Source organism: Chryseobacterium sp. W4I1 (assembly GCF_030816115.1).
Taxonomy (GTDB): Bacteria; Bacteroidota; Bacteroidia; order Flavobacteriales; family Weeksellaceae; genus Chryseobacterium.
Genome location: NZ_JAUSXQ010000001.1, coordinates 26353 through 44956, shown reverse-complemented (window position 1 = coordinate 44956; position 18604 = coordinate 26353). Strand labels below are relative to the sequence as shown.

Here is an 18604-nt window from a genome sequence, read left to right as displayed (position 1 = left end):
GAATTATACAAGAACTCTTGAATTGGGTATTCCTAAAAGTGGTCTGGAACCGAAAAACATCAATTTTTCAACCGATGCCATTTATGTAGGCGAAAAAAAATGTTTTAACTATATTAAGAAGAGTAATGTAATCATTAATAATGAAACAGTACCCAATTATTTTGAGATGATTTCTCTGGATGATACTGTATTATTTTCCGGAATTATTAAAAAAAACGAAAGTGGAAATTTTGAAAGTACAATTAATTTTCATCCTATCAAGAAGCTTTATAAAAATTCAAAAATAATAGGAAGAAATGATTTGATTTTAAATCTTTCTTCCAATCAGGTTCTAAATAATAACTGCAGTCTAGATATAAAAAATTTAGAGCTGTTTTACCAAAAATCAAACGAAAACAACTAGGATATGAAAATTGCTGTTTTCCCCGGATCTTTTGATCCTATTACTCTGGGACATTATGATATTATCGAAAGAGCGGCTCCGCTTTTTGACAAACTGATCATTGCAATCGGGCAGAATTCCCAGAAAAAATACATGTTTCCTCTGGAAAAAAGAATGGAATTCATTCAAAATTCCGTGGCCGAATTTCCCAATGTGGAAGTAGACTTTTTTGAAGGATTAACGGTAGATTACTGCTTTGAAAAGGATGCACAATACATTCTAAGAGGCTTAAGAAATCCTGCCGATTTTGAATTTGAAAAAGCTATCGCCCACACCAACAGAACTTTAGCCCACAAAAAACTGGAAACCGTATTCCTATTGACCTCATCCGGAAAATCTTTCATCAGCAGCAGTATCGTAAGAGAGATCATCAACCACGACGGTGAATATGAATTGCTGGTTCCGGAGGCCGTCAGGGTACAACGATAAGTAGTGAGTAATAGGTAATGAGTAATTTGAGAAATATGGATTACAATCAAGTTTTTCGGGAAAGAACTAAAAATTTTTCCATTCTTGTGATTAAATCTCTTTCATCATTACCTTATTCAGAGGATGTTTCGGTCATAAGAAAGCAATTATAAGATCTTCTACTTCAGTGGCAGCAAACTACAGAGCTGTTTCAAGAGCAAGATCTGAAAAGGAAAAATTTGCTAAACTCTGCATTGTTGTAGAAGAAATTGATGAGACTCAACTTTGGCTTGAGATTATTGAGGAACTTGAATATCTAAGTCCTGAAAAAATTATTTATTTAAAATCAGAATGTGAAGAACTTGTAAAGGTTATGACTAAGTATAAGTTTAGATTATCTCAGCTTTAAATGGCATAATTTTTATTACTCATTGCCCATTACCTATTACTCATAAATATTATGCACGAACAGTTCAATTTTGCCATAGAGGTGCTCGGAACCATTTCCTTTGCGATGTCGGGGAGTTTTGCTGCGATGCAGAAACGCCTTGATCCGTTCGGGGTGCTGATTATTGCATTTGTCACTTCTGTAGGCGGAGGAACTGTAAGGGATCTCCTTCTGGACATTCCTGTTTTCTGGATGCATGATCTTTTAACCTGCGCATTGATTCTGGGAACAAGCATATTTGCAATGATCTTCAAATCTATTGAAAAGAACTTCAAGGTAACCTTATTTATTTTTGACAGCTTCGGGTTGGGATTATTTACCATTATCGGAGTTCAGAAAGGGCTTAATGCTGACATCCATCCATTTATATGTATTGCGCTGGGAACCATCACCGGCTGTTTCGGAGGTATTATCAGGGATATTCTCCTCAACAGGATTCCGCTGATCTTCAGGAAGGAGATTTATGCTACGGCCTGTATCGTCGGCGGATCTGCATTTCTTCTGATGACTAAATTTATCCCGCTGTCCTATACATTCATACAGATATTTACCATCATACTCATTGTTGCGATCAGAACTCTTGCTGTAAAATATCAATGGCAGATCCCTAAATTTTATGGTTATGATCATAATTCTGAGATGTAGAAGTAATGTAAATGACATAAAAAAAGCATCTGAATCAGATGCTTTTTTAGTTTGGTATGTTCTTATTAGAAGAATTTTCCTCTCTGTCTCATATTCGGGTTGTGCATATGCTTCTGCATAGAAGGCATTTTCAACTGCTCTTTCATCATTTTGATCTGATCTGTCATCATTCCGGCAGTATCTAATCTTTTTGCTTCTTCAAGAAGTTTTTGTCCTTCCTGCTTTCTTCCTTTGGAAATAGCTGCCGCAGCAAGATTCAATGTTGCCATTGCTCTGTCGTGCTTCATATTCAGTCCGTATTCCAAAGCTTTTTTCATTAAAGGCTCTACTTTTGTAGGATGTTCCTGCGCCTGTGTCAAACCTTGTAAATAATGGAAATATCCATACTGAGATTTATGAAGCTGTGCTTTGTAATCTGTAATACCGTTCAGCCATTTTGCCGCTTTTTCCATATTTTGTTTTCTCAGCTGCCAGAAAGCAAGCAGGATGTATTCATTTTTGATGAAAAGTATAATAGGCAGTGCTGCCAGAAGGAAAACTACGATTCCCCAGCCCAGACTTCTTGTGAAAATCATCATATAAAGTCCTAAAAGGATAAGAACTGCTGCAATTACAATTTTTATGTACTTATTCATTATTCAATTTTAGAAGTGCAAAGATAGAAAATTTAGAGGTTAGAAGCTAGAGGTTAGATTATAGAATTCCAATAACTATTCGCTCTTTATTTTTCAAACGTCTGAAAACAGAAATCGTACTGATTCTTTTCATCTTTTTCATGGCAGATCTCAGCTGTTTTTTTCCAGATTTTCATATCAATCTTCGGAAAGAAAGTATCGGCTTCAAGGTCGGCTTTCACCAAAGTAACTTCCAGTTTATCTGCGATCTCCATAGTCTGCTCATAAATATTGCCGCCCCCGATGATGAATACATTTTCATCGATTTTTTTTGCAAACTTTACCGCTTCTTTTATACTTCCTACGATCAGAATTCCTTCCTCAAACCAGTTTTTCTTTCTTGAAATTACAATATTGGTGCGGTTAGGCAATGGTTTCCCAATGCTTTCATAGGTTTTTCTTCCCATGATGATAGGATGTCCGGAAGTAATATCTTTGAAGTGTTTCAGGTCTTTAGGAAGATGCCAGAGCAGTTTATTTTCAAAACCGATCTCGTTTTTCTCTCCCATTGCCACCACTATTGTTGTCATTCTAATAATTTTCTACAAAATTAGCACATAATTTGTATATTTGATTAGCACAAAAAATTAAAAAAAATAAACTATGAAAAATAAAGGCTGCCTGAGCGCAGGAACTATTGGTATTGCACTGCTAATCATTGTAGGCGTAATATTCTTCTGGGGGAAAAACGGTTATAATAATTTCGTTTCCAAAGAACAGAATGTAAATTCTAAATGGTCTAATGTAGAAACAGTCTATCAGAAAAGGGCCAATCTTATTCCTAATCTGGAAAGAACCGTTAAATCTTATTCAAAATTTGAACAGGAAACATTGACTAAAGTTGTGGAAGCCCGTTCTAAAGCTACTTCCATTAATATTGATCCTACAAATATGACGGAAGCTGATATGGCAAAATTCCAGGCAGCGCAGGGAGAATTATCCGGATCATTAAGCAGATTAATGGCTGTGGTAGAATCCTATCCTAATTTAAAAGCAGATCAGCAGTATATCAATTTCCAGAGAGAATATACGGCAATAGAAAACAGCATCAGAACCGAAACAGTTTACTATAACGACGCTGCCAAAGATTACAATACCTCTATTAAAACGTTCCCGAATAATATTCTGGCGAATTTTACCAACTTTAAAGAAAAACCGTTCTTCAAGGCTGAAGCCGGTGCAGAAAAAGCACCTGAAGCATTTAAATAATGAACCGATTTCTGACAAATCAGCAGGTCAATTCCCTTGTGGAAGCGATACAATCGGCAGAAGATCATTCTACAGGCGAGATCAGGGTACATATTGACTCGAACACGGAAAACGATAATGCACAGACTGCATTTGAGGTTTTCAAAGAACTCTGTATGAATAAAACTGCCGATAGAAATGCTGTGCTTTTCCATGTGAATTTTGAACGGAAATACCTCACCATCATTGGTGATATCGGAATTCATGACAAAGTGCAGCAGTCGTATTGGGATCACCTTCACGATTATATCAGTGCTGAATTTGCCAAAGGAAACTATTATAAGGCTTTAAAAAGCGGCATTCTGGAAACCGGTCTCGAATTGAAAAAACATTTTCCCGTAAAGGGAGAAAATCCCAATCAGCTTCCTAATGAGATTACGTTCTCTTAAAATAGTATTTTCTTTCCTACTCATCTGCTTTTACACTTTTGTATCAGCACAATACACGATTCCTCAAAAGCCAGCCGTTTTGTATCCGGTATTTGATGAAGCCGGACTGCTCACGCAACAGCAAAAAGATGAGCTGAACAATAAGCTTATTAAGTTTGCAGATTCTACCTCCACAGAGATTGAAGTGGTCATTATTCCTTCTACCAAAGGTGAAGACGTCAACTTTCTGGCAACCATGTTCGGTGAGAAATGGGGAATCGGAAAAAAGGGGGTGGACAACGGTGTTGTTTTCCTGATTGCGACAGAAGACAGAACTATGTCTATCCAGCAGGGAAGAGCCGTGGAACAGTATCTTACGGCTTCTGTAGCCGGACAAATCCTTGATTATATTGTCACACCTAATTTCAGGCAGGGACAATGGTATGAAGGTATCAACCGTGGTACTTCAGCCATTATGGAGGCCGTCCAGGGAAAATTCAAACCTATAGAAACCTCAGCTCCTTCCGGCAATGGAAGCGCATTTAAGATCCTTATTATTGCATTTGTTATTTTCATCATCATTGCTATCCTTTTTGGCGGCAGAGGCGGCGGACGTGGCGGAAATAATGATGACGATGATGTGATCATTACCAGAAGAGGACGCAGAAATTATCCCGGAGGATTCTTTCCATTCCCAGGTAGCTTCGGCGGTGGTGGTTTTGGTGGTGGAAGTTCCGGAGGAGGCGGTGGATTCGGCGGCTTTGGTGGCGGAGGCAGCTTCGGAGGAGGCGGCGCTTCCGGCGGATGGTAATTTAAAATATAAAAAAATCAATATAACCGGGCCAACAGCCCGGTTTTTTATTTAATATGCTAAAATCGAGTCACTTCTTTGTTTTATTTAAACATTAAATTCAAATTTACTTATTGAAAAATTAACAAAACCACTTAAAAACTACCTTTTATCCAATTTTTTTTCGCTATATTTACTGAAAACAGGTTTATGAAGAAGACGCTGGTAGTTTTTGCACATCCCTATTTAGAGCACTCTAATTCAAATGTGGAGCTCATCAATTTCTACGTCCGTCACCAGCATTTTACCCTTAGAGATCTTTATGAAGAGTATCCGGATTTCCATATTGCAGCATTCAGGGAGAGAAAGAGATTAAGAAATTATGACCGTTTTATTTTCCAGTTTCCGCTCATCTGGTTTGGAATGCCTCCACTATTAAGATTATGGATTGATGAAGTTTTTGACAGGGACTGGCTCCGGGAAGGCGAAACCAATCCGCTGGAAGGTAAAGAGGTCTATATTCTGATTACAACCGGAGGCAAAGAAAGATCTTTCACTAAAAATGGAACTTATCAGTATACCATTGAAGAATTGGTCAGTGGACTGATTGTTTCTTTAAAGGTTTTCAAAGCAAATATCAAACATATCAAGATCGTTTACGAAGCCAATAAACTGAGCAAAAAAGATATTATTTTACACAAAAAAGAATTTACAGAATTACTCAATCAATAGCGTATGGAGTCCAGCTTAGCAATGAATACATTAATTTTTCTAGGGGTGGCCATTATTATGGTTCCGCTGGCTAGAAAATTCGGACTGAGCTCTGTAATCGGGTATATTTTGGGAGGAATCATCATTGGACCTTATGTCCTTAAACTTACCGGGAATGATGTAAATGATATTATGCATGCGAGTGAGTTTGGGGTAATTATGCTGCTTTTTTTGGTGGGATTGGAACTGGAACCCCGGAAATTCTGGGAGATGCGGAAAAAAATTATGGGTCTGGGACTCACCCAGATGCTTCTCACCATTTCACTGTTGTTTCTGGTTTTTATCAGTGCCGGCTGGAGAATAGATAAAGCTGTTGCCATTGCAATGTGTTTTGCGCTTTCTTCTACTGCAATTGTTCTGCAGACGCTTCAGGAAAAAAATAACTTTAATACCATGGCCGGGGAAGCTTCCTTCTCTACCCTTCTGTTTCAGGACATTGCCGTGATCCCTATTCTTGCTATCCTACCGATTATTGCCAACTATAAGGCAAGTCATCACAATAACGAAATTCAAATTATTATCCAGAAGCTTCCGGAATGGTTACAGGCCGGAACAGTAATTTTAGGAGTTGCTATTCTGATATTATTAGGAAGATATGTCTTTGTCCCGTTTTTAAGATATGTTTCAAAATCTGGAATGACAGAGCTTCTTACCGCCTCATCCTTATTCCTGGTGATAGGCGTTTCGGAACTGATGGTAGCCATCGGACTGTCACCTGCACTGGGCGCTTTCCTTGCGGGAGTAATGCTTGCCAACAGTGAGTTCCGGCATGAACTGGAAGCACAGATCAATCCTTTTAAAGGACTGTTATTAGCTGTATTCTTTGTGAGTGTAGGTTCTACGATAAATTTTAATATCATCCAGGAGGATCCACTGTTTATCTTTTCTACCGTTTTTGCGGTACTGGCTGTAAAATTTGCTGTTTTATATGCCATCGGAAAGTTTTTTAAGATTGATACACCGCAGACTTTGTTTTATGCATTTGCACTTTCGCAGGTAGGAGAATTTGCATTTGTTCTGATCAATTATGCTTCGGATCTTTATCTTTTAAGTCCTGAACTCAATGCACAGATGATGGCCGTTACTGCAATCACAATGTGTATCACGCCTATTCTTCTGATCATTAACGACAAGTTTATCACTCCTAAATTCATAAAGGAAATTCCTGATGCAGATAATGACTTTAATATTCTGGACAATAATGTCAGCCAAAAGAAGATCATTATTGTAGGTTTTGGGCATTTTGGAAGTACGGTAGGCCGTCTTTTAAAAGCTAATAAAATATCAGCTACAGTTCTGGATAGGGACTCTGACCGGGTAAAACTTCTGAGAAGCTATGGTTTTAAAGTGTATTATGGCGATGCCACAAGAATTCCCATTTTAAGGGCTGCAGGAATTGAGGATGCTGAAATTCTGGTTTTATGCCTCGATGATCCGGATGATAATAAATTCATTGCAGAACTGGTGCGGGAACATTATCCAAAGGTGAGAATTTTTGTAAGAGCAAAGAACAGGATTGATGCCTACAATTACCTCAACAACGGCATTGAAAATATTTATCGGGAAACTTTAGGAACTGCCGTAGATATGGCAGTAGATGTTCTCCATGAGACCGGAATGAGAAAATATGCGGCCAGACGTCTCGGCCAGAGATTCATGGCTATAGACAAAGCATCGATCAGGAGATTGGCCAAAGCGAAGGAAGATGATGAGATCCTACTGTTTACTACAAAAGAATTCCTCCAACGAGAGGAGGAATTATTAGCTTATGATAATCTTAATTTTGATAATAGAGATTGGGAAGGATCCTCAGTAGATGAAGAAAATAACGAAGAAACTCCAAATTAATCTATTGAATATTGACGCTTCCGCCACTGCTTTCATTTTTGGTTACATTTTTAAGCTCTCCTTTTTTGGAAATATCTACACTTCCACCTGACGAAGCTTCCGCATCTACAGAAGAAACAGCACTGATGTGAATACTGGCTCCACTGGATGCGTCAGCTTTCACATGATCTGCAATGATTCCTTTCGCAGAAATACTGCTTCCCGATGAGGAAGTGATGTCTGCATTTTTAGTTTTTCCGGAAATATCAAGACTTGCCGCCGAAGAAGCTTCGATATCAAGATCTACCGCCCATACTTTTCCACTAAAACTGCTGCTGCTTCCAGCCGAAATATCAAAATCATTGGCTTCCAAATCCCCTGAAACGCTTGCTGCACTGGATATATCGACACTTACTTTATCCTGTGTGAATTTATCTTTTATACTGATACTTGCTGCAGAATTGGCAACGAGTTTTGAGAAATCTTTCGTATAAATCTTAGCCTTTACGTTATGGCTGTTCATTACTCTGATTCCTTTCTTGTAATGGATATGCAGTTTACCACCGCTGTTATCTACAAGAATTTCATTGATAATATTTTCCGGCGCAGAAATAACTACTTTCTCTGTTTCAGACTTGATGACCTCAGCACCGATAGCCTGGGAAACTTCTATTTCATCAAAATCTCCGTTAAATACTTTTTCTTTGACTGGACCGCTTTCTTTGTCGATCACATTGTTTACCCAGCCACCATTATTGTCGCCGTTATTTTTATCATGCTTTTCATTACATGAGTTCATCAGCGCAACTGCTGAAAATATAAAAAGGGTCATTGATTTCATGTTTACTGCTTTTATAAATTAAGTTTTTAATATCTTTATACTTTAATAACAACTAATTTATGAAAAATATTACATCGGTATTATTAATTTCTGCATTAGCACTTAATCAATCTTGTACTACTATGAAGAAAACCGATACTCAACAGGAAATTCCTGTTCCTGATCCATCTTTATCTTCAAATCCTTTAATGAAGAAAAGCAAGCTTCAGTACGAAGCTCCGGAATTCGATAAAATAAAAAACGAACATTTCAAACCGGCCTTTGATTTTGGTCTGAAGCAGCACGATGCCGAGATCCTGAAAATTGCCAATAATCCTGAAGCGCCTACTTTTGAAAACACTATTGTTGCTTTGGAAAAAAGCGGCGAAGTTTTAAGAAGAGCTACTATTGTATTTTCTAATCTTACCAGTGCTAATACAAACCCTACCCTTCAGGCTTTAGATGAAGAATATGCTCCGATTTTTGCAGCACATTCTGACAAAATGTACCTGAATGAAAATTTATATAAAAGAATCAAGGCTATTAAAGAAGATGGCTTAGATCCTGAAAGTAAAAAACTGGTTCAGTATTACAAACAAAACTTTGAAATTGCAGGCGCTAATCTTTCTGCAGCAGATAAAGAAAAATTAAAGCAGATCAACCAGGAACTGGCTTCGCTTTCTACTCAATATTCCAATAAATTATTGGAGGCAAGAAAGCAGGGAGGCGTCTATTTCTCTGATGCAAAAGAGCTGGATGGACTTTCTGCGGATGAAATAGAAGCTGCAGCTACAGATGCTAAAACGGCAGGACAGCCTGGAAAATATCTTCTCGCACTTCAAAATACAACCCAGCAGCCTCTACTTCAAAACCTGAAAAACAGAGCTACAAGAGAAAAGCTTTTCAAAGCATCATGGCTGAGAGCTGAAAAGGGTGACGGAAATGACACGAGAGAAACCATTGAAAAACTGGCTAAGCTGAGGCTTAAAAAAGCGCAGATCTTAGGTAAAACAAGCTTCGCTGAATGGAAACTTCAAGATCAGATGGCTAAAACACCGGAAGCCGCTACAAAACTGATGAATCAAATTGCTACTCCTGCAGTGGAAACAGCAAAACGTGAAGCAAAAGATATCCAGGACCTTATTGATCAGCAGAAAGGAGGTTTCAAGGTAGAGCCTTGGGACTGGAATTTCTATGCCGAGCAGGTAAGAAAAGCAAAATATGACCTTGATGAAAACCAGATTAAACCTTATTTCGAAGTAACTACTGTTTTGGAAAAAGGAGTTTTCTATGCTGCTGAAAAGTTTTACGGATTGACTTTCAAAAAGAGAACGGATCTTCCTGTTTATCACCCTGACGTGGTAACTTATGAGGTTTTTGACCACGACGGAAAATCTATTGCCATCTATTATCTTGATTTCTATACCAGAGATTCTAAAAACGGAGGTGCCTGGATGAGTAATTTCGTTGAGCAGTCTTATCTTTTAGGAACAAAACCAGTTATTGTTAATTGTTATAATTACCAGAAGCCGGCGCCGGGAAAACCATCTCTAATCAGCTATGATGATGTTTCTACTATGTTCCATGAGTTTGGACACTCTATCCATGGAATGTTTGCAAGCCAGAAATATCCATCGCTTTCAGGAACAAGTGTTCCTAGGGATTTCGTAGAATTCCCATCGCAAATTAATGAGCACTGGGCTTTAGATCCTGTAGTTCTTAAAAATTATGCGCTTCACTATGAAACAAAACAACCGATTCCTCAGGCATTGGTAGACAAAATTAAAAAAGCTTCCACTTTCAACCAGGGATATATGACGACAGAATTGGTTTCTGCGGCAGCTCTGGATATGGACTGGCATACGGTAACCAATGAAAGCCAGCTAATTCCTGTTCTGGATTTTGAAAAACAGTCATTAGCCAGCCACGGATTTACTTTAGCTACAGTACCACCAAGATATCATACGCCTTATTTTGCGCACATCTGGGGTGGAGGATATTCTGCAGGGTACTATGCTTATCTATGGTCTGAAACCCTTGATAATGATGCTTGGGAATGGATAAAAGGTAATGGTGGCTTAACGAGGGAAAACGGTGACCGTTTCAGAAAATATATTCTTTCTGTAGGAAATTCTGTAGATCTTAATCAGGCATTCAGGGATTTCACGGGACATGATCCGGATATCAAGCCTTTATTGAGAAACAGAGGTTTTATAAAATAAATTATATTAGAAGCATCCAATTGGGTGCTTCTTTCTTTATACGTTTGGCTAAAGCCGATGGATGATTTGTTTGTTAAATGGGGCTAAAGCCCATTTCTATTGATTAAAGATATGGTTTTTGATGCGTTCCTTATGTCACGGGCTGAAGCCGTTCCTATTATTAAAATCTTTATTTTTGTTGATTGAAAATAAATATTAAAAATATGAACTGTCCCTGCTGTTCAGGAAAATCTTATGAAGACTGCTGTAAACCTTACCACACCGGAGAAAAGCATGCTCCTACTGCAGAAGCGCTGATGCGTTCCCGGTTTTCTGCATTTGTCATTCCCAATGGTGAATATTTGATGGAAACAACGTTTCCTTCAAAAAGAAAATTTCATAACAAAGAGGATCTTCAGGAATGGGGAGAAATCAATGAGTGGACTAAACTGGAAATTGTAAATAAACCTTCGGCCAGCAAAGTTGAATTTAAAGCTTTTTATACTGATGAGGAAGGGTATAAGCAGCTCCATCACGAATTGTCAAAATTCAAAATGATTCAAAACCGTTGGTTTTATGTGAGTGGAGAATTTTTGGAATAAAGAAAAAAAATGTCCGAAAAAATCGGACATTTATTATAGTTTAGTGAGCATCTGTGCCATCTACGCCATGAGCGTGACCATGTGCTAATTCTTCTTCTGTTGCAGGACGTGTATTTAAAATTTCCACCTGGAAATCTAAAACTTTCCCAGCCATTGGGTGGTTAAGGTCTGCAATTACTGCTTCAGGAGTTACCTCAATTACAAATGCCTGGAAATTATTTCCCTGACCATCAGATAAAGGCAAAATAGCTCCTACCGGCGGAATTCCTGATTCCTGAAACATATCGATCGGCAATTGCGTAATTGAATTCGGATCTTTTTCTCCGTAAGCTTCTTCCGGCTGAATTACAAAAGCAGCTTTATCACCAGCTTTTAAACCTGCAATATTTTGTTCAAACTTAGGAATCATTCTTCCCAAGCCAAATAAAAATGTAAGTGGATTTTCCTCTGTTGTTTCTTCTACAAGAATCTTAGTTCCATCCTCTTCGATTGTATGAAGTATATACTTTACAGCTACAACGTGATTGTTTTCGATTGTCATATTCTTTTCTTTTTTCCGTGATGTCTTCACGATTAACGGCACAAATATACTATTTTTGAAATGATTGTTTAGGGAAACCCATTTAAACAAAAATCTCAGAACAGTATTATTTTTTACTTTCTATTCTTTATTTCGTTCTTTTTTTTCTGTCTTAATACATAAAGATACAGGCTTTCCACCTTGGTTCTGGCCCAATCTGTTTTTCGCAAAAATTTCAAAGAGGATTTGATGCTTGGATTGTCTGTAAAACATTTTATATTAATCTGCTCGCCAAGTTTCTCAAAGCCTTCATAGTATTCTACAAGTTCTTCAAGAATGGCATCGAGCCTTTTTCCGTGTAAAGGATCTTTTGATTTTTCTTCCATAACGCAGTAAAATTAAAATATTTTATCAGACTTAGCGACTAAAATTGTTCAAACTCCCAATCTTTAGTATTTTTGATGAGTGTATTTTTATCTAAAAACGATTCACTCCGAAAATAAATATGAGCAAAAATAACGAGGAAAACCGGAAAAAACATAAAAAGAAAATTGATCAGAAAAAGCGTAAAATACAAAATGCTGAAATAGAAAGAAAAGCACGTTTAAAACAAATTCGGGAAGATTTTAAAGCGAGAGAGGCTGATAAACTTAATAATCATTAAATTTTAGGAAGAACAGTAAAAAACCTCTGCCATTATTCAGCAGAGGTTTCACTTTATAGATCCTGAATTGCAGGTTTCACTTTGTCACCAAATAATTCAATAGATTTCATCATCACATCATGAGCCGGATCTCCAACATCCATATGTCCTATAAACCTTGTGATTCCAAAGATTTCTTTCATGTAAGCAATTTTATCCGCTACTTCTGCGGGATTCCCGATGAATAATGCTCCTTCTTTAGCTCTTCCTCCATCATACTGCATTTTGGTGTAAGGAGCCCAACCTCTGGACGCTCCAATCCTGTCCATCTGGGATTTGTAGTTATTAAAATATCCGTCTACGACTGCCTGATCATCGCTTACAAAAGTGTGAGAGTGAATAGCGATCTGCATTTTTGATACATCATGCCCAGCCTTTTGATATTCCTGTTTGTAAAATTCTACTAAATTTTTAAACTGTACAGGCATTCCTCCTATAATCGCTACTACTAAAGGCATTCCTAATTTAGCAGCACTTAACACGGATTGTGGAGTTCCTCCCACTGCTCTCCAGATTGACAGTTTACCATCATTTTTTGCTCTCGGATAGACTGTCTGATTCTGCATCGGTGCCCGGAGCTTTCCGGACCAGGTGACATTTTCTTCTGAATTGATTTTCAGCAGCAATTCCAGTTTTTCATCAAATAATTCTTCATAATCATTCAACGAATATCCGTAAAGTGGAAATGATTCAATAAAGCTTCCCCTTCCTACGAATATTTCAGCTCTTCCATCTGATATCAGATCTAAAGTTGAAAAGTCCTCGTATACTTTTACGGGCTCTGAAGAGCTTAAAACCGTAACACCGCTTGCCAGTTTTATATTTTTAGTGATACTTGCAGCCGCCGCCAATACCATTTCCGGTGACGAAACTGCATAATCCGGACGGTGGTGTTCTCCCATTGCAAAAACATCAATTCCTACCTCATCCATTAATTTTACCTGATCCAATATTTCACGGATCTTTACTCTCGCATCTTTATATTTTCCGGTAGCCTGATCAAAGCCCAGATCACCAAACATTCCTATTCCTAATTCCATATTTTTAGATTTTAGATTCACAAAATTACGGATGATAATGATCAAAAACATTGATGTTTGTTAAGAACTGATTTTTCCTATATTTGGGACTTCCTCTAATTTACGACATGAAAAATATCTTAAACCTATTTTTACTTCTATTGGCCAGCTTCTGTTTTTCACAAAGCAAAACTGAGATCTGCATCATTGGCAACATTCATGACAGTGTGCCCAACTATCATCCTAAAATACTGTTCAGCATACTTGATAAAGTAAAGCCGGACATTATCCTTCATGAAGTAGATTCTAAAGGAATGAAAGAATATGAAAGCGGCATTGGTATTACAGAAAACGAGATTAAGGCAAGTAATTCATATCTAAAAAAATATCCGGGAACTTTAAGATTTCCCTTTGATTTTGAAGGCAGAAATCAATACAGAAAAGACAGAGGAATGGTTCCTACGGATAATTTAACGGTGAAACTGATTGACAGTTTGTATAAGGCAAAGCAATTAGCTCCTTCAGAAATGAAGATCTATGAAAGTTTTACCAATACAACTAAAGACCTGATGAAGATTGCAGAATTATCTCCGGAGAATTTTAATAATACAGCCACAGATCAGCTCTCTGAAAAAAGACAGAATGCCCAATATTCTGAACTTTTAAAGATCGTGGAAGCAAGACCTGAATTTGCCAACAGATTTGTTGTAAAGCCAAATGGTGAAAAGATAAGTTATAGAAATGGTTTTAAATTAATGTCCGGTTTCTGGGACCTTCGAAACCATACCATGGCTCAAAATATTTATAAAATTGCAGAAAAATATCCTGGAAAAAAGATTGTCGTTTTGACCGGTTTCTTACACAGGTATTATATATTAAAAGAACTGAAAAGAATCAATAACGGCACTTATGTGATCAAAGAATTTTATGATTAATAGATGATACAAACAACTTCTATGAAAAATAAAAATCCAGCCTTTCGGCTGGATTTTTTTATTATTTCTTCAGATACTCATCAAAGTAGTCCGTTATTTTCTGCATCAGGTGAACTCTGTCTTTCCCAATCACATTGTGCGGATGTCCGGGATAAACAAAATAATCCAGCTGAACTCCATTGTCTACGGCAGACTTGATAAATTTAATAGAGTGCTGCCATACCACGACGTCATCCTGAGCACCATGGATCATCAGCAGTTTTCCTTTTAAATTCTGAACTTTATCCAAAAGATTGGCTGCAGCATATCCCTGAGGATTTTCCTGAGGCGTATCCATATATCTTTCGCCATACATGATCTCATACATGCTCCAGTCGATCACCGGACCTCCTGCAACACCCACTTTGAATACATCAGGCTTACGAAGCATAAAGCTTGTTGTCATAAATCCGCCGAAGCTCCAGCCGTGAATCCCCATTTTCTGAGCATCTACATAAGGAAGAGATTTTAAATACTCTACCCCTTTCATCTGATCGTTCATTTCGGTTGTTCCCAGGTTTCTGAAAACAGCCTGCTCAAACTTCATTCCACGGTTGGCAGAACCTCGTCCGTCCATTGTGAAAATAATGTATCCGTTTTGAGCCATATATTCGTACCAAAGGTTTCCTGATGCCGGGAATGTATTGGTCACCAGCTGAAGATGCGGTCCGTTATAAAGGTAAACGATTACCGGATATTTTTTGCTGGCATCAAAATCTGTCGGAAGAATGATTTTTCCATAAAGTGGAGTTCCATCATCTGCTTTTAATTCCACATTTTTAATTTCAGGCCTCTGATAATTTTTCAATGTATTTTCGGAAGTAAGGATATTGGTAGATTTTACCGTATTGGTATTGATGATATTAGCAGATCTTGGAGTTCCTGCATTGCTGTAGCTGTCAAAAAGATAATTTCCATCACTGCTTAAAACTCCTGTATGTACTCCCGCGGCATCGTCTAAACGCTGCATCTTGAAATTGGTCCAGTTGATCTTATATAAATGTTTTTCCAAAGGTGTTTCTTTCGTAGAAGTGAAGTAAATTTCCTTTTTCTTATCATTAAAGCCTAAAATATCGGTAACCAGCCAGTCTCCTTTTGTGATCTGGGCAATCAGCCCTTTTTCAAGGCTGTAGTGGAACAGGTGATTATATCCTGTTCTCTGACTCTGCCAGATAAAGTCTGTATTGGAATTCGGAAAGAAGGTAAGCGGATGCTGAGGCTCAACATATTTGTCGCTGGTTTCTTCAAATAAAGTTTTCACTAAATTTCCTGTCACAGCATCATACTGATTCATTTTTACGTGATTCTGTCCGCGGTTCAGAACGCCTACAAAAATATATTTTGAATCCGGGCTCCAGGTAACAGCTGTTAAATACTGATCTTTTTCACCTTCAATTTTCAGGAATGTTGTTGACTGATTTTTAATATTATAAACACCCAGAGTGACTTCATGAGATTTCTGTCCAGCCATCGGATATTTGATATTATGGTTTACAGCTGGAGTTACAGACCAGTCGATCACCGGATAATCTGCCACCATACTCTGATCCATTCTGTAAAATGCTACAGCTTCTGAATTGGGAGCCGGGAAAATTCCTGTATCAATTCCGAATTCATTTCTGTGAACTGCTGCTCCACCGTTGATTATATTTTCATTAGAGTCGTTGGTAACAGCAACTGTTTTTCCATTTTTGCTTACAAATAAATTATTCTTTACCGTAAAAGCAAACGTCTGGTTATCCCCAAACATTTTCAGATTGGAAGCATTTTCATCTACTGAAGCTGTTGTTTTCACTTTCCAGTCGGTTCCTGATTTTTCTATCCAGAACATTTTATCATTCGCATTGAAATAACCGTTTGAACCGCTGAGAAATTTTATCTGCGGAACAGCTTTCAGCTTTGCATCAGAAAATGACTTGTTCAATTGAGTTAAAGATACAAGCGTATCCTGTTTACTAGTTTTAAGATCAGTGATCAGATACCCTCCTTTTACAGCCTGGATATAAGACTTACCATCATTAGCCCATGAAAATTGGGAAATATTTTTTACAGCAAGATTCGTTCTGAGTCCGTTAACTGCCTCCGCCATTGTAAATTTTTGGGTCTGTGCGAATGCAGAACTGCCCAAAACCATCATCAATAAAGAAAATCTATGTAATTTCATTGTATAAAATTGAATCCCTCAAAAATAAGAAATAAAAATCATCCGTTAATAAATGTTAAATAAAACATTGATAAAATAGGATTAATGCAGGGATAAAAAATAATTCTTAACTTAATGGTAGTTTTTTTGACCGGTTTAAACCATGAATTGTGAACTGTCAATTGTGAGTTTTACAGCGGCCACAATTGAAATTTCACTTGCGAAGCAAAATTGACCATTCATATAAATCAGGAGTGAATTGCGAATTTTACCTGACTAATAATTCACGATTAACTTGCGAAGCAAAATTGACCATTCACATAAAAAAATAGGAGTTATTTCATTTCTTATCCTAAATCAATGACTGGTATATGTTCTCTACCCTACATTTGCAATATAAATAACAAATAACAAACAAAAATACAAGAACAATGGCAACAAAATGGAACCTAGACCCAACGCATAGTGAAATTACTTTCAAAGTAAAACACATGATGATCTCTAACATTAAAGGTAACTTCACAACATTCAATGCTGAAATTGAATCTGAAGACGATACTTTTGCGAATGCTAAAACAACCGCTACAATCCAGACGGATTCTGTATTCACCAATAACACAGACAGAGACAATCACTTAAAGTCCGGTGAATTCTTCAATGCTGAAGAGCATCCTTCTATTACCTTTGAATCTCAGGCTTTAAATGATAAAGTAACAGGAAACCTTACAATCAATGGTATTACCAAACCTGTCACTTTGGATGTAGACTTTGGTGGGATCAATATTGATCCTTGGGGAAATACAAAAGCAGGGTTTTCTTTTGAAGGAAAAATCAACAGAAAAGATTTCGGATTGAACTGGAACGCAGCTCTTGAAGCAGGAGGTGTAATGGTAAGCGATGAAGTAAAAATTGCAGGAGAATTACAGTTTGTAAAACAAGCATAAAATTCAAAGAAACAACAAGGATCAAAGAGCAAAGAATAAAGAGACTTATCTTTTTTCTTTGCTCTTTATTCTTTTAACACAAATATTATGAACCTCAACGATCTGCAAAACATCAGCAACAATTTTGGAAATACCCAAAGAATGCCCGTTTTATTTCTCGGGCACGGCTCACCGATGAATGCTATTGAAGAAAACCAGTTTGTACAGGGATTCAGAAAAGCAGCGCAGGAAATTCCGAAACCCAATGCTATTCTGTGTATTTCCGCACACTGGTATACGCAGGGAACTTTTGTCACTGCGATGGATATGCCGAGAACGATCCATGATTTTGGCGGTTTTCCAAAAGCTTTGTTTGATGTACAGTATCCTGCTCCGGGAAGTCCGGAACTTGCGAAAGAAACAGTTGAGCTTCTATCTCCTGTTCTGGTGGAAGAAGACCACAACTGGGGACTTGACCACGGTGCATGGTCAGTGATCAGACATATGTATCCTGAAGCTGATATTCCTGTGATCCAGATGAGCATTGATTATACAAAACCTCCACAATATCATTTTGATCTTGCCAAAAGACTAAATAGGCTCCGTGAAAAAGGTATTCTGATTATCGGAAGCGGGAATATTGTTCATAATCTTCGTCTCATCGACTGGAAAAATATAGATACAGTGGGTGCTGGCTGGGACTGGGCTATAGAAGCAAGAGAAAAGACAAATAACTGGCTGGTAGACGGAAATTTTCAAAATATCATAGATTATCAGAAACAGGGAATATTCCTCCAATATGCAGTTCCTACACCAGACCATTATTTACCGTTAATTTATACATTAGGCTTAAAAGATCAGGCGGACAGCCTTTCTTTATTCAATGATGAACTTATTGGCGGATCTTTAAGCATGACAAGTGTGAGGATAGGATAAGTACATTTACAGTTGCAGGATCACAAAAAAGGAATATCTCCAATCCCGATCAATCATCAACAAAAGTAATTTTCAAAAAATAAATTGAAAATATACCTCCTCTGATGATCAGTTGGTAGACTGTGATATTCCCTTTATTGAG

Annotated in this window: 22 protein-coding genes; 15 read left to right on the top strand and 7 right to left on the bottom strand. The window is 37.5% G+C overall.

The annotated features are described in order from the left end of the window. The first annotated feature begins 22 nt into the window (after positions 1-22). The 4 genes from QF044_RS00210 to QF044_RS00195 all read left to right on the top strand — a co-directional run bounded on the left by QF044_RS00210 (position 23) and on the right by QF044_RS00195 (position 1943). Positions 23-403 (top strand): hypothetical protein, encoded by a 381-nt coding sequence (locus QF044_RS00210; protein WP_307262225.1) that lies wholly within the window; start codon positions 23-25, stop codon positions 401-403. A gap of 3 nt (positions 404-406) precedes the next feature. Continuing rightward, on the top strand, positions 407-871 hold the full coding sequence (coaD, locus tag QF044_RS00205; protein WP_307262223.1) for a pantetheine-phosphate adenylyltransferase: 465 nt from the start codon (positions 407-409) through the stop codon (positions 869-871). Between the two features lie 166 nt (positions 872-1037). Continuing rightward, positions 1038-1259, top strand: a complete 222-nt coding sequence (locus tag QF044_RS00200) for a four helix bundle protein (RefSeq protein ID WP_307262221.1) — start codon at positions 1038-1040, stop codon at positions 1257-1259. A 51-nt stretch (positions 1260-1310) separates the two neighbouring features. Further along, positions 1311-1943 carry a trimeric intracellular cation channel family protein gene (locus QF044_RS00195; protein ID WP_307262218.1) on the top strand — a complete coding sequence of 211 codons (633 nt, stop codon included), beginning with the start codon at positions 1311-1313 and terminating at the stop codon, positions 1941-1943. Between the two features lie 65 nt (positions 1944-2008). Here the strand turns inward: QF044_RS00195 and QF044_RS00190 are convergent, their stop codons facing one another. Together QF044_RS00190 and QF044_RS00185 are read right to left on the bottom strand one after the other, a co-directional pair. Continuing rightward, positions 2009-2578, bottom strand: coding sequence for a DUF2892 domain-containing protein (locus QF044_RS00190; protein WP_307262214.1), 570 nt, complete (start codon positions 2576-2578; stop codon positions 2009-2011). 86 nt (positions 2579-2664) lie between these two features. Further along, positions 2665-3147, bottom strand: a complete 483-nt coding sequence (locus tag QF044_RS00185; RefSeq protein ID WP_307262211.1) for a dihydrofolate reductase — start codon at positions 3145-3147, stop codon at positions 2665-2667. A 73-nt stretch (positions 3148-3220) separates the two neighbouring features. Here QF044_RS00185 and QF044_RS00180 point away from each other — a divergent pair, with 73 nt between their 5' ends. The 5 genes from QF044_RS00180 to QF044_RS00160 all read left to right on the top strand — a co-directional run bounded on the left by QF044_RS00180 (position 3221) and on the right by QF044_RS00160 (position 7642). Beyond that, positions 3221-3826: a LemA family protein gene (locus tag QF044_RS00180; RefSeq protein ID WP_307262208.1), complete on the top strand. Its 606-nt coding sequence runs from the start codon at positions 3221-3223 to the stop codon at positions 3824-3826. Further along, the gene (locus QF044_RS00175; protein ID WP_307262206.1) at positions 3826-4254 is read left to right on the top strand and encodes a TPM domain-containing protein; all 429 of its coding nucleotides are present in this window, start codon (positions 3826-3828) and stop codon (positions 4252-4254) included. Before QF044_RS00180 ends, QF044_RS00175 begins: the two co-directional genes overlap by 1 nt. Continuing rightward, on the top strand, positions 4235-5044 hold the full coding sequence (locus QF044_RS00170) for a YgcG family protein (protein ID WP_307262203.1): 810 nt from the start codon (positions 4235-4237) through the stop codon (positions 5042-5044). The genes QF044_RS00175 and QF044_RS00170 overlap by 20 nt, the downstream gene beginning before the upstream one ends. 189 nt (positions 5045-5233) lie before the next feature. Further along, complete coding sequence (locus tag QF044_RS00165) at positions 5234-5755, top strand: NAD(P)H-dependent oxidoreductase (RefSeq protein WP_307262201.1); 522 nt, start codon at positions 5234-5236, stop codon at positions 5753-5755. Between the two features lie 3 nt (positions 5756-5758). After that, positions 5759-7642 carry a monovalent cation:proton antiporter-2 (CPA2) family protein gene (locus tag QF044_RS00160; protein WP_307262199.1) on the top strand — a complete coding sequence of 628 codons (1884 nt, stop codon included), beginning with the start codon at positions 5759-5761 and terminating at the stop codon, positions 7640-7642. Between the two features lies 1 nt (position 7643). Here QF044_RS00160 and QF044_RS00155 read toward each other — a convergent pair whose 3' ends face one another. Then, positions 7644-8453, bottom strand: coding sequence for a head GIN domain-containing protein (locus QF044_RS00155; protein WP_307262196.1), 810 nt, complete (start codon positions 8451-8453; stop codon positions 7644-7646). Positions 8454-8521: 68 nt separating this feature from the next. Between QF044_RS00155 and QF044_RS00150 the strand changes: the two genes are divergently transcribed. Then, positions 8522-10663, top strand: a complete 2142-nt coding sequence (locus QF044_RS00150) for a M3 family metallopeptidase (protein WP_307262194.1) — start codon at positions 8522-8524, stop codon at positions 10661-10663. A gap of 203 nt (positions 10664-10866) precedes the next feature. After that, positions 10867-11244, top strand: coding sequence for a YchJ family protein (locus QF044_RS00145; RefSeq protein ID WP_307262192.1), 378 nt, complete (start codon positions 10867-10869; stop codon positions 11242-11244). A 40-nt stretch (positions 11245-11284) separates the two neighbouring features. Here QF044_RS00145 and QF044_RS00140 read toward each other — a convergent pair whose 3' ends face one another. Together QF044_RS00140 and QF044_RS00135 are read right to left on the bottom strand one after the other, a co-directional pair. Next, positions 11285-11785: a peptidylprolyl isomerase gene (locus QF044_RS00140; protein ID WP_307262188.1), complete on the bottom strand. Its 501-nt coding sequence runs from the start codon at positions 11783-11785 to the stop codon at positions 11285-11287. A 113-nt stretch (positions 11786-11898) separates the two neighbouring features. Then, positions 11899-12150: a VF530 family protein gene (locus QF044_RS00135; RefSeq protein ID WP_307262185.1), complete on the bottom strand. Its 252-nt coding sequence runs from the start codon at positions 12148-12150 to the stop codon at positions 11899-11901. 119 nt (positions 12151-12269) lie between these two features. On the opposite strand from QF044_RS00135, the gene QF044_RS00130 reads away from it, so the two are divergent. After that, a complete protein-coding gene (locus tag QF044_RS00130; RefSeq protein ID WP_307262183.1) occupies positions 12270-12428 on the top strand; it encodes a hypothetical protein in 159 nt (52 codons plus the stop codon). Positions 12429-12481: 53 nt separating this feature from the next. Here QF044_RS00130 and QF044_RS00125 read toward each other — a convergent pair whose 3' ends face one another. Continuing rightward, on the bottom strand, positions 12482-13507 hold the full coding sequence (locus QF044_RS00125; protein WP_307262180.1) for an LLM class flavin-dependent oxidoreductase: 1026 nt from the start codon (positions 13505-13507) through the stop codon (positions 12482-12484). Between the two features lie 107 nt (positions 13508-13614). Here QF044_RS00125 and QF044_RS00120 point away from each other — a divergent pair, with 107 nt between their 5' ends. Beyond that, positions 13615-14421: a hypothetical protein gene (locus QF044_RS00120; protein WP_307262179.1), complete on the top strand. Its 807-nt coding sequence runs from the start codon at positions 13615-13617 to the stop codon at positions 14419-14421. Positions 14422-14482: 61 nt separating this feature from the next. Here the strand turns inward: QF044_RS00120 and QF044_RS00115 are convergent, their stop codons facing one another. Beyond that, on the bottom strand, positions 14483-16624 hold the full coding sequence (locus tag QF044_RS00115) for a S9 family peptidase (RefSeq protein WP_307262177.1): 2142 nt from the start codon (positions 16622-16624) through the stop codon (positions 14483-14485). 410 nt (positions 16625-17034) lie between these two features. Here QF044_RS00115 and QF044_RS00110 point away from each other — a divergent pair, with 410 nt between their 5' ends. Together QF044_RS00110 and ygiD are read left to right on the top strand one after the other, a co-directional pair. Further along, complete coding sequence (locus QF044_RS00110) at positions 17035-17547, top strand: YceI family protein (protein ID WP_307262175.1); 513 nt, start codon at positions 17035-17037, stop codon at positions 17545-17547. A gap of 87 nt (positions 17548-17634) precedes the next feature. After that, positions 17635-18462: a 4,5-DOPA dioxygenase extradiol gene (gene ygiD / locus QF044_RS00105; RefSeq protein ID WP_307262172.1), complete on the top strand. Its 828-nt coding sequence runs from the start codon at positions 17635-17637 to the stop codon at positions 18460-18462. Positions 18463-18604 lie beyond the last annotated feature (142 nt).

What these genes read in the sequence shown, in the direction of transcription:
- coaD (WP_307262223.1), top strand. Translation starts at nt 407, where the DNA reads ATGAAAATTGCTGTTTTCCCCGGATCTTTTGATCCTATTACTCTGGGA.
- QF044_RS00195 (WP_307262218.1), top strand. Translation starts at nt 1,311, where the DNA reads ATGCACGAACAGTTCAATTTTGCCATAGAGGTGCTCGGAACCATTTCC.
- QF044_RS00190 (WP_307262214.1), bottom strand. Translation starts at nt 2,578, where the DNA reads ATGAATAAGTACATAAAAATTGTAATTGCAGCAGTTCTTATCCTTTTA.
- QF044_RS00185 (WP_307262211.1), bottom strand. Translation starts at nt 3,147, where the DNA reads ATGACAACAATAGTGGTGGCAATGGGAGAGAAAAACGAGATCGGTTTT.
- QF044_RS00180 (WP_307262208.1), top strand. Translation starts at nt 3,221, where the DNA reads ATGAAAAATAAAGGCTGCCTGAGCGCAGGAACTATTGGTATTGCACTG.
- QF044_RS00175 (WP_307262206.1), top strand. Translation starts at nt 3,826, where the DNA reads ATGAACCGATTTCTGACAAATCAGCAGGTCAATTCCCTTGTGGAAGCG.
- QF044_RS00170 (WP_307262203.1), top strand. Translation starts at nt 4,235, where the DNA reads ATGAGATTACGTTCTCTTAAAATAGTATTTTCTTTCCTACTCATCTGC.
- QF044_RS00165 (WP_307262201.1), top strand. Translation starts at nt 5,234, where the DNA reads ATGAAGAAGACGCTGGTAGTTTTTGCACATCCCTATTTAGAGCACTCT.
- QF044_RS00160 (WP_307262199.1), top strand. Translation starts at nt 5,759, where the DNA reads ATGGAGTCCAGCTTAGCAATGAATACATTAATTTTTCTAGGGGTGGCC.
- QF044_RS00155 (WP_307262196.1), bottom strand. Translation starts at nt 8,453, where the DNA reads ATGACCCTTTTTATATTTTCAGCAGTTGCGCTGATGAACTCATGTAAT.
- QF044_RS00150 (WP_307262194.1), top strand. Translation starts at nt 8,522, where the DNA reads ATGAAAAATATTACATCGGTATTATTAATTTCTGCATTAGCACTTAAT.
- QF044_RS00145 (WP_307262192.1), top strand. Translation starts at nt 10,867, where the DNA reads ATGAACTGTCCCTGCTGTTCAGGAAAATCTTATGAAGACTGCTGTAAA.
- QF044_RS00140 (WP_307262188.1), bottom strand. Translation starts at nt 11,785, where the DNA reads ATGACAATCGAAAACAATCACGTTGTAGCTGTAAAGTATATACTTCAT.
- QF044_RS00135 (WP_307262185.1), bottom strand. Translation starts at nt 12,150, where the DNA reads ATGGAAGAAAAATCAAAAGATCCTTTACACGGAAAAAGGCTCGATGCC.
- QF044_RS00130 (WP_307262183.1), top strand. Translation starts at nt 12,270, where the DNA reads ATGAGCAAAAATAACGAGGAAAACCGGAAAAAACATAAAAAGAAAATT.
- QF044_RS00125 (WP_307262180.1), bottom strand. Translation starts at nt 13,507, where the DNA reads ATGGAATTAGGAATAGGAATGTTTGGTGATCTGGGCTTTGATCAGGCT.
- QF044_RS00120 (WP_307262179.1), top strand. Translation starts at nt 13,615, where the DNA reads ATGAAAAATATCTTAAACCTATTTTTACTTCTATTGGCCAGCTTCTGT.
- QF044_RS00115 (WP_307262177.1), bottom strand. Translation starts at nt 16,624, where the DNA reads ATGAAATTACATAGATTTTCTTTATTGATGATGGTTTTGGGCAGTTCT.
- QF044_RS00110 (WP_307262175.1), top strand. Translation starts at nt 17,035, where the DNA reads ATGGCAACAAAATGGAACCTAGACCCAACGCATAGTGAAATTACTTTC.
- ygiD (WP_307262172.1), top strand. Translation starts at nt 17,635, where the DNA reads ATGAACCTCAACGATCTGCAAAACATCAGCAACAATTTTGGAAATACC.